This is a genomic window from Evansella tamaricis, assembly GCF_019042215.1.
GTDB classification, from domain to species: domain Bacteria; phylum Bacillota; class Bacilli; order Bacillales; family Salisediminibacteriaceae; genus Evansella; species Evansella tamaricis.
Genome location: NZ_JAHQCS010000001.1, coordinates 1 through 10,720, shown reverse-complemented (window position 1 = coordinate 10,720; position 10,720 = coordinate 1). Strand labels below are relative to the sequence as shown.

The window sequence follows — 10,720 nt, the reverse complement described above, 5'->3', positions numbered from 1 at the left end:
TATCGCTTCATCATTATAATGAAGGAATTCATATCCCACTTTGCTTGGCTTTTTGTTTAGTTTTCAAAGGTCAAGTTAAGATGTTGTTGTTTTTTACAGCAACTCTTATATTATACCAATATAACTTTCAGTCGTCAAGAACTTTTTTGTTTATTCCTAAATGATTGTTTTTAGCGACAAATACAAATATACCATTTCCAAATGATTTCGTCAACAACTTTCTATACTTTTTTTATGAAAGATGGTGAAGAACAACTTGGATTAATAATATACCAAATTAAAAATACTTAGGCAATGTTACTTTATGGTAATTATCTATACCCCTTATTATCTAACACTAAACTAATGTCTTAATAACGATCTCCCTGCTTTGCTTTCGTCAATTGATATCTGTTAGATAAAAGGAAATTTTGTCGTATTATGCGCTTGCCTGGGAAACTTCTATTATATTAGGTCTTAAATACCCCCCGTATTATATAAGGGATAGAAAAAGCTGCCGCATCCAATTCCTATCATGGGCTTAGGCGGCAGCAAAACCATTCTCTTATACAGAGTTTTCTTGATATTGCTTTCCATTTTCACTTTCCTTTATATTGCCTCGTTCTTGAAATAGTTCCTTCCCATTATCTTTCATTTGCTCTTTTCCGGTGTCAATAACCTTACTCCTTACCTTCTCTTTATCCATTTCAATAACTTTAGGTTTATGACTACTTGATATTCCTTTCATGAAGCTTTTCCCGTTAAATTGTCCCTGTTCATCTATTATAATCGTTTGCATTTCAGCTACACCATCTAAAATTCCCGTGTCATAAATGTGAATTTTACTCTCCACTTTTGCATTCCCTTTAAAAGTTCCTGCAATAAATAAATTACGGGAGCTCACAGATTTTTCTACATACCCATTTTTTCCAATTGTGACATCGCCAGCGCATTTTATTTCACCAAACACCTTGCCATCGATTCTTATACTTGAATCAATAACTATCCTTCCCTCGATTACTGTTTCTTCACCAATAACAGTTAATACTTGATTTAATTTTTTCTCACTTTTCTGTTTTGAAAACATCTGTTATAACCAGCATCAAGTGCTGGTCTCACCTCCTTATTATTTATTATCTAATAAAAACCTTAGTATTGATTAGTCTCCTTGAGATTCGTGAAATGTCATATAAGGATAAGGATCTACTAAACTTCCATTTCTTCGTATCTCATAATGCAGATGTACCCCTGTACTTCTCCCGGTAGTACCCATCCCCCCAATCAAATCACCTTTTTCCACTTCATCTCCAACACTTATATAAATTTCGTTTAAATGGGCATAAAGAGTTTCGTACGTATCACCATGTTCAATAACGATAGTACGACCATACCCACCTTCCCAGCCAACACTAATGATAATGCCATCTGCAGTAGCATAAATAGGAGTATTAAGTGGAGCTGCAATATCGATACCAGAATGAAAAGAAGTGGCTCTTGTAAATGGATCAGCCCTATTTCCGAAATGGGAAGTAATTCGACCATTATCAGTTGGCATAATTGTTGGGATGGTTCTAAGTTCCTTTTCATAAGCATGTAAACGATCTACCGTTTGTTCAAAAGATGCAATTAGTTCCGGTAGTTCCGCTTGCATTTCCAACAATCTTTCCGATGCGGTATCACTTGTTTCCAGATGATCACCAAAAGAAAATGGAGTTCCTCCACCCCTATCTCCCTCTGTAGCAGAAGGAACCTCTAATTCTAATTCAGCTAAACGTTCTTCAAATTTTTTAAATTCTTCAATGTACCTTTGAACGGTTAAGACTTCTTCCTGTAAATATGTGTTTTCTTGTTTTGCCAATTCAATTTCATGTTTTGCTTCTTCCATATCCAAGTCTCTTTTTTTAACCTCTTCATATAATGCTTTTTGTTCTTGCTCTTTCTCATAAAATTGATAATAGATATATCCAAAAACAGCAAGAGTACTTATAGCAATAAAGAGGATAGAAAAATGAAGGAGATATCTTGTAATATTTACATACTTAACTGAAGATTTTGCTCCAGAAAGAAGGACAATGCTCCATTTTTTTTGCTTTATCTTTTTCTTTGCCACAACCTTCTCCCCCCACAGTTACATATGAAGGAGATTCCCTCCTTCCTTCTATCAAATTTGGATATTACACTATGTAACACTTTTAAGCTGCTTTCGTGTCTGCTTAACTAATTGGTGAGTGAATACTGCCGCACCTGTAACAAGAATACCTTGAATAAAAGAATCAATACTTACACCCATAATTAGAACAGATAAAACCACTCCTAAAATTAATAACAAATAAGGAATCGTCCAATCCATAATTTTCGGAGTATCCTTCAGCATTTTTCCAATAATCATTAATACAGGAATGAGAATTAATGCGTCTTCAACGATGTACTCAAGTAAATCCACTCTTTTTCTCCTCCATTCCATGAAGTAAAAAGATTGATATACTTCAATCCTATGAAACTTCCCGGACAACTTTACTACTTTTCATTCAAAAAAAAGATTTTGTAGATATAAAATGTGTAATTAAAGCGTCTTAAGGTACAATAATGAATTGATAAGTGGTGAGAGGAGGACAAACGGAGGGAGTGAAGGAATGAAATATATTTTTAAGTTACAATACTCAAATAACTCCCCCATAAATGAAGATCTCTTTACGATCCAACATCCATAAGGGGAGCATATAAGGTCAAACCTGAAAAAAATCATTTTTGGATTAATAACAACTTCATTAATTAAGGGTTAACCCAGAAATATAATGTTGCATCACTGACAACCTCTCCGGTTAACTGTTCCCATGCATTTTTATAAAATTGAATCTGATCGGCATAAAATACGCTTAGAGTATGAACATCTTGTTCATTTTTAGGACGATCGGTTTTGTAATCAACAATGAACCATTTTCCATTGAATTTATATATTAAATCTATTATCCCTTTTACAAAATGAGTAGTCTGCTCTCTTTTCGAGGAATCAATGTTATACAGTGGGTCTCCCTTCTCAACCATTAAATGAATGGGGACCTCCGTATAAACTTCCTCTGCGGATTCAAGATCAATCCAAATTTGGGATGATTTGAAATGATTTATATACTTCCAAACCTCTTTTTCCCGTTCCATCGGCTGATTATACTTCAGTAATATGTTTTTTATATAATGAGTAACATCATGTCCCTGCACAACTTTCTCTAGGACATCATGAATAATTGAGCCCCATTCTTTCCCACCACCTGAATCCCTTTCCATGTTTAAGACATCCCGATAGTTTTTATTTTCCGTGGGACTCCAGGTATCGTAAGTTTTAACAGAGGAATCATGAACCCAATTTTCTAAACCCTTTGTTCCTGACAAGAGTTCCTCTATCTTTATAAACTCCTTCATCCTTCTAACACCATTATGCTCACCATCTAATGTAATTTCTTCTAAATTTTCTATGTTCACTAAATCAATCCAAGGATTGTTTTTATTTGAGTTATGGGAGGAACTAAGAATAAGCGCTGATTCTGACCTTGTAGCGGCAACGTATACAATACGGGTTTCTTCTGCCTTTAGATACCTTAACTCTTCTAGTTTTACGTCTTCCCAGTCAGGAGGGATAGCAATTTCCTTTGATTGAAAGCCAGTTTTCTTAAAAAAAGCAAAATATCCTTCAGATAATTCATCCTGCCGTTTAATATGTTTTGTTAAGAATGATTCAGGATCTACTTTCTTTATCGGATGGGCTAAATAGACAATCTTCGCCTCTAACCCTTTTGCTTTATGGATGTTCATAATACGGACAGCAGCCACATCCTCATCCATGTTTGCTACAACTGATTTTTCAAAAACCATTTTCTCAAAACGTTCATAGACACTTCTAAAGGATGTATGACCCATTTCTTCATATCTTCGAAGGGCAGCAAGTATTTGAAGAATACCCTTATATGCTTTTTTACCTTGGTCTCGAAGGATAAGAAGAGGATAAAAACCCACATCTTCCATGATTTTATCAATAGCTACGGAAGGGGAATAGGATCTAATCCATTTTTGATAATTTGAAAGTTTTCCAATAGTTAATTCAAATTTTTCTTTTATCGTATCAGTCAAATTTTCTGGAACACTGGCATAAATGGAGAATCTTCCACCAGCATGTTTCCACTGATATAATTCTTCATCACTAACACCAAAAAACGTACCACGTAAGACAGCTAAAAAGGAGAGTTCGTCTGTTGGATCAACAAACGCTTTTAATAAGATGGAAAGTTCCTTAAATTCCTTCATTTCTCCTATAATTAATTCTCCACTCACGCTTACTGGAATTCCATGACTTTCAATTGCTTCTGCATAAGAAACAATCCCATCATTGTACCTAGTCAATATCATGAAATCACTAGGATTATATCCCTTTTCAATTAATTCCGTTATGGATTGAGCTATATTTCTTGCATCTTCTGCTATTACATCGTCTTTTTTACTATATTCAGAAGGAATGGATAACCGTTTAATTCCAATAAAGGAATCCTCTGATTTTTGATGATATGAATTTAATTCTCTGTATGCAGCTTGATAAACGGTTTCCTGATCAGGTAATTGTTCTTCAAACACCATATTTAATGACTCTGTCACAGCACCTATCGTTCGAAAGTTCATCGTTAAATGAAGGATTTTACCACCATGGGCAAGGATTAATTTTTTCACACGATTATACGTATCCATATCTGCCCTGCGAAAGCGATAGATTGCCTGTTTCGGATCACCGACAACAAAAAGAGATCCCGGACGGGGTTTACAGTTTGTCCACACTTTTTCTGACGTGTTCTTTCCTGTTAAGAAAAACATTATTTCCGCCTGAATTGGGTCTGTATCTTGAAATTCATCTATCAGTAATGTCCGATACTTTTTTTGAAAATAACTTCTTACTTCTGAATGGTCCTTTAATAGATCTCTTGTATTAATGAGTAAATCCTGAAAATTTAGGAGAGACCTCTCCCTTTTTAGTTGTTGATACTGATTCATTCCCCTTCGCAAAAAAGAGATAATTTTCGGATGACAATATTCCTTCCATTTCTTAAGTAACGGAGCAATTGATACCTCAAAGAAAGCTGCTATTTTCTCAGAGTAAAATTTGGCATCCTCGTTCGAAGACCATTTTTTTAACGTCGGTTTTAGTTTTTTATTAAATAACTCAAATATCTCGATTCTGTCTTTATCCCGAATGGAGTCCATATGTCTGACCTTTTGAATGGCAGTTAGAATTGACTTTTGAACCGGATCATACCCTTTGTCAGGTTCTTTGTCAGGAATACACTTTTTAGCTTCTTTAATGAGGTTTAGAAAAGTATCAAAGTCAGACTTTAAATCTGGTTTACTTACTTTTTTAGAGACCCATTTCACATCAGGATACTCCTTCAACTCTTTAAATGGGCCAAATAAATCATCCACCTGAATTCCTAATTCTTCCATGTCTTTCAACAAAAATGAGGTATCATCTTGTACCACTTGAAGGAATTGGTGCCAGGCCTCTTCCAAGAGATCGTTGTCATCCTCTTCTTCCAATTCAGTAAAGACCAGGTCTAACTTCGCTTCAATTGGTCTCTCCCTCAATAATCTAGCACAAAAAGCGTGTACAGTTCCTAAAAAACATTGATCAATATTTTGTAGAGCCTCAGCTAACCTTGCTTTCACAATAGGATTCGATTCTTTTTTCCAACGTTTCTCCAATTCTGATTGAAAACGGACTTTCAACTCATCTGCGGCTTTTCGAGTAAACGTAATGGCAACGATCTCTTCAACTTTATAAGCCCCGGAATAAATAAGATTTACAATACGCCCAACAAGACTCGTTGTTTTACCAGATCCTGCACCAGCTTCCACTAATATGTTTATATTTACATTCTCTAAGATCATATCTCTCGCACCTTGATCAAGAATGCGGTTACTCATAGACTCTGACCCCCTTAAACTTTCGAATTCCCTCTGCCTCCGACATCTGTTTTCTCTCTATAATTGATTCCCCGTATGTGTCTCTTCTGCAAATAGCCTTATAATCACAGAATTTACAATCGTTTAGATCGTCTGTCATGGTAAAGTGACCATATTTCAATACATCAATCAACTTTTCTAAGATGTCCAGTCCATTTTTCCGTAAGTTGTCATCTTGTTTTCGGACATACCGTTCTCCCAATCCTTTAGTAGTTGGAAAGTAATAAGAACTCTCAATAACAGATCCTGAATCTAATGTTAAGTGCTGTTCTATAGCTAGAGCGTAAATAAAATGCTGCAACTGTCTTCCGCCTTTGAAGGATTCTTTCTCACTGTAATTGTAAGTACTTCCTGTTTTGTAATCGATTATTTGATAATGTCCTGAAGAAGATTTATCCACACGGTCAATGATTCCTGAAATAGCTATTGTCTCTCCCGATGGAAATTTAATTTCTGCCGGAGGTATATCATCTATTCCAAAACGGTACTCAAAATGTTCCGGATCATAATGTTTGCAATATTCTTCTTCTTCTTTAAGAAAAATGCGACAACAGTGCAGGATATCACTTACTTCCCGATCAAATACACGGTTACTCGGAGGAGGTAGTTCCTCCCTCTGCGCAAGAATAACTTCATTGGCAATTGCCAAGATGACTTCTTCATGTATCGAGTAGCTAGGCTTTTCTCCTCTTTCCTTTAATCGTCTGTAAAACATTTCAAAAATACGATGAATCAAACTTCCTCTTGTAGCTGCATCGAGCCATACATTCGGATGATATGTCATTTCTTCTGCCGGCTTCACTCGAAGAATCTCTTGTAAAAAATAGGCATACGGGCACTGAGCAAGTTTTTCTAACTTACCTGCTGTCATTCTTCTTTCTTTATTTACACGTGGATCAACCACCTCTCCATGTACATGAACAAGACCATCGTATGGGGAAAATTCTTCCTGTTGTCGGTGCTCTTCCCCTTTCAGACCATTCCCTAATGTTTGATGATTTTCTATAATTTTCTGATCAAGTTCAAACATTTGATAACCCATCAGTTTATTTAACCAGAAATCTCTCTCATCCAATGTTTCTGTTACACGAAGGACCTCATTGGAAGTAAGTAGATCTTTAAATTCTGCATTATACTCTCCTGTTTTGCACCGAAAACACTGCAAAAAGAGGTGTGCAGGGCTAATTGTTCGGTTATTATTAATATCAAACTGACAATAACTCACTGAAATTTCACCAGAATTGTTCGCCAACAGTTGTAACATAGAGTAAAGGTTCACTTGATTTTTGTCTTTCTGAATCAATAATTTATTTCCAAGTTTCAGTCTCTCTTCATCTAACAATAATGGGTCTTCTCTGACTGTTCCGGGAAACTTGTGATTATCTAAACCAACAATAAATACGTTTTCTCTTCCTTGATAAATACCTTTGGCATAATTAGTTACATGGAGATGTCCACCTTTAGGACCAGACTGGTTTACCCTTGTATCAAGTAAAAGACCATTTACCTTCTCCACTAATTCATACATGGTTAATATTTCGTCCGTATAAGGTAATACTCTTTCAATTTCCTCAGTCATTTTTGAAACTGCCGCAACATCCAATGGGGAAGTGGACTTGCAGTGTCCTCGTAACATAAACAACAAACCTGATAACACATCACTTGTGTTCATCTGTTCCTGTAATGGAGGAATTTTTTTAAAAACTCTACTGAACCATGTTTTTAAAAAAGTATATTCTTTGTATCGACTTTCTAGATAACTTAAATGCATGTCATCATTCGTTCTATCTATTTTAGATTGTATATTCTCTATTTCCTTTTCAATTTGAGAAAGGTATCGTGACGTTTCCCAACCAATTTGAGCTTCTCTTAATAATTTAGTTACTCTCGTTTTTGAAGGAGATTCATCCCCTAATGTGAAGGTGTCTTCCTGTAACAGTTGAATAAATGCTTCTACACTATAGGAATTTTTAATCCATAGTATCATTGCTTTGACAAAACGACCAGGTCTTGTAAAGCTGATTGGAATTCCTTCTCCAAAAGTAACAGGAATATCGTTCTTTTGTGCTGTATGATAGATGACTGTAACGTATGGATCTGCACTCGTATAAAAGATAACATTTTCATCCATCTTACTTCCTCGGTGTTTCATTTGTTCCAATATACCCTTTACTTCCATCTCTTCCGATTTCGCTGTTAATAAAGTAAGTTCAGGCTTGGGAGCATTTTCTCCATTTTCCAAATCGTATAAATAACTATACTTCCCCGGTTCCCCCCATGAAATAGATTGCAGTTCTGAGTGTTCTGGCACTGGAACTCCAAAAACAGGTGTCAATGGTAGCTTAAAGTACTCTTCCGGTAAAAGATGCTTTAAAAACTGCTCTTCTAATAGAGATAACGATAGATTAGATTGCAGTATATAGACAGCATTAGGTTTCTTTTGTAAACCATTTATCGCATCAAGCAGAAGAATTGTATCGTCTTTAAATTTATTCACTGACAACATCTGTTCATATTCGGCTAACAATAATTGTATATCAAATCCTTTTTCCTCTGTAATAAACGCCTCTGTATTTAATGTAGTTGAAGTGATACCTGCTAACCTTAGTATCCTAATCGTATCGTAAATCGCTCGACAAAAAGCCGGAGTAACTTCAAGAAAATTAAAATATTGTAAAAGTTCTTTTTGTTTGATCGATGTTAGAATTCTAAACACCATCTGCACAGCAACAGTATTTTCAATGTAATCAAATTGCTCTTGAGAGGAAATCTCTGAATGTTCCAAAGCAATATCGCGGACAGTCCTATTTCTTAAATTAATGGCGTGATTTCCTTCACTGATAAATCGGCTAACTATTTCTTCACCAATGGCGTATGAATCAGTCAGTAAGACTTTTTCTTGAAATGGATAATTTCTACAAATTTCTTTTAACTGTTCCGTAACTTTTTTCACTCCTCCGCCCCCTTGTAAACAGTGTCTATCCTTTGATATCCAATTCTCTATTTATTACTCATTTCCTGCTTATGAACATTAAATGTGATGATCCTATACTTATCATACACATTTACCTATACCAAAAATGGTTTACCTCGATTGAGCAGATGTCGCAGTTGTACCTTGTGTGAAAGCGTCCGCCTGTATCTCCAAAAAAAAATTTTGTCATAAAAACAACAATCTATGCGAAAAGAGCCATTAAAAAATACTTCCATTCATCCCATATCTTTAATTACTAATATTAAAGATAACATTATGAAATACTAAATTTAGCTCATTTAAAGTATTATTCCATTTATTTGTAAGGGGCGTGTCCTGATTGAAGAAGATGATTATCAACGAAGCTTTCTGGCTGCGCTCGATCGCTTGTTTAGCCGTTGCTGTAACTCACGCAGTTAATACGACACTTGGTAATTACGAAATGACATCAAAGCTCCACGAATATGTATTAATCCTTATTAGGTTTATGGCGTTTTTTGGGACGCCTGCATTTGTATTTATTTCAGAACTTATTCTTTCCCATGCATACCCAAAGAAAGTTCCTAAAGATTTTTTAAAGAAACGGGGAAAATTTTTACTATTTCCATTTCTTTTTATTGCAGTCTTATATGCCGCAATTATTAGTAACAATATGGGGGATTTTTTCCAAAATACCTTTAAACATCTCTTTCTTGGAGGTTTTTACGGCTACTTCATATTAATAATCTTTCAATTCTATTTACTTCATATTCTTTTTCAAAAATATCTTAATAAATGGGATCCTAAAAAGGTTTTAGTCATTTCCCTTTTTATCAACATATTATATTTAGCTTATTTTAACCTTTCAGCACCTCTAACCATTCCACAAGGAGAATACATATGGCTTAGAGGATATTGGTTACCTTTTGTTGGATGGATTTTTTACTTTGTATTAGGGTTTTATTGTGGGAGAAACTTTGTGTGGTTTAAAGAAAAATTACACCAATATAAAAGGTTGGTTTATGCAATGCCGATTTTTTCGTTGTTCCTAATTATCTTCTTAGTTAGAAGTGATTTGATAACTGTCGTTTCTTCTAAAAGAGTTGATATGTTGATTTACACAGTAAGTATAATTTTTGCAATTATTCTCTTAAGTTCACAATACGAACGTATACCACCATTTATTTTATGGATTAGTAAATATTCATTTAATATCTATTTATTACACAAAATATTTCTTTATTATTTACCAGCTATGTCCTTTTTACATCCATTAGTTTACTTTATATTTGCATATGTATATTCTATTTCAGCATCTATTGCTACCGCAAAGATACTTTCTTATTTTCCCGTTAGCCATTACTTTATCGGAAAGACAATCTATGTGCCGGAAGAAGAAGATAAATATCGTTTTGAACCAAAACTTACATGAATGGAAACTGGTGTCAGGGCAATTACATTTTGGTTTTTTCGTTACTTTACTTCCCCTTCTCCAGCTAATTCATAATTCCCCCATGTTCATGTTTCACGAATAGAATAAGGGGGTTTGGTCTTGATTTGGATTGAACTTGGGGGGGGGTGAACCTGGTTCGATGGAACCTGGTTCATTTAACCCTGGTTCAGGTTCGCCCATTCTCCCTTATGCTCACGGATTGAACCTAGGGATTTTGAACCTGGTTCAACGGAACCTGGTTCATTTACCCCTACTTCAGGCTCCCTCATACTCGCCCATACTCACGAATTGAACCTGGGGATTTTGAACCTGGTTCAACGGAACCTGGTTCATTTACC

Annotated in this window: 6 protein-coding genes; 1 reads left to right on the top strand and 5 read right to left on the bottom strand. The window is 35.2% G+C overall.

Annotated elements, in window-relative coordinates; genetic code table 11:
* Positions 1-544: 544 nt before the first annotated feature.
* The 5 genes from KS419_RS00030 to KS419_RS25410 all read right to left on the bottom strand — a co-directional run bounded on the left by KS419_RS00030 (position 545) and on the right by KS419_RS25410 (position 8,929).
* The gene (locus KS419_RS00030; protein ID WP_217064047.1) at positions 545-1,066 is read right to left on the bottom strand and encodes a bactofilin family protein; all 522 of its coding nucleotides are present in this window, start codon (positions 1,064-1,066) and stop codon (positions 545-547) included.
* Between the two features lie 72 nt (positions 1,067-1,138).
* Entirely contained in the window at positions 1,139-2,089 is a 951-nt protein-coding gene (locus KS419_RS25415; protein WP_217064046.1) for a peptidoglycan DD-metalloendopeptidase family protein, read from the bottom strand.
* A gap of 69 nt (positions 2,090-2,158) precedes the next feature.
* Positions 2,159-2,422 carry a phage holin family protein gene (locus tag KS419_RS00020; protein WP_343215001.1) on the bottom strand — a complete coding sequence of 88 codons (264 nt, stop codon included), beginning with the start codon at positions 2,420-2,422 and terminating at the stop codon, positions 2,159-2,161.
* A 329-nt stretch (positions 2,423-2,751) separates the two neighbouring features.
* Positions 2,752-5,937: a UvrD-helicase domain-containing protein gene (locus KS419_RS00015; protein ID WP_217064045.1), complete on the bottom strand. Its 3,186-nt coding sequence runs from the start codon at positions 5,935-5,937 to the stop codon at positions 2,752-2,754.
* Positions 5,930-8,929, bottom strand: a complete 3,000-nt coding sequence (locus KS419_RS25410; protein ID WP_217064044.1) for a PD-(D/E)XK nuclease family protein — start codon at positions 8,927-8,929, stop codon at positions 5,930-5,932. The genes KS419_RS00015 and KS419_RS25410 overlap by 8 nt, the downstream gene beginning before the upstream one ends.
* A gap of 370 nt (positions 8,930-9,299) precedes the next feature.
* Between KS419_RS25410 and KS419_RS00005 the strand changes: the two genes are divergently transcribed.
* Positions 9,300-10,361, top strand: a complete 1,062-nt coding sequence (locus tag KS419_RS00005; protein WP_246593558.1) for an acyltransferase family protein — start codon at positions 9,300-9,302, stop codon at positions 10,359-10,361.
* The last annotated feature ends 359 nt before the right edge of the window (positions 10,362-10,720 follow it).

Excerpts from the sequence above, each read along its gene's own strand:
- KS419_RS00005 (WP_246593558.1), top strand. The coding sequence starts at position 9,300 with ATGATTATCAACGAAGCTTTCTGGCTGCGCTCGATCGCTTGTTTAGCC.
- KS419_RS00015 (WP_217064045.1), bottom strand. The coding sequence starts at position 5,937 with ATGAGTAACCGCATTCTTGATCAAGGTGCGAGAGATATGATCTTAGAG.
- KS419_RS00030 (WP_217064047.1), bottom strand. The coding sequence starts at position 1,066 with ATGTTTTCAAAACAGAAAAGTGAGAAAAAATTAAATCAAGTATTAACT.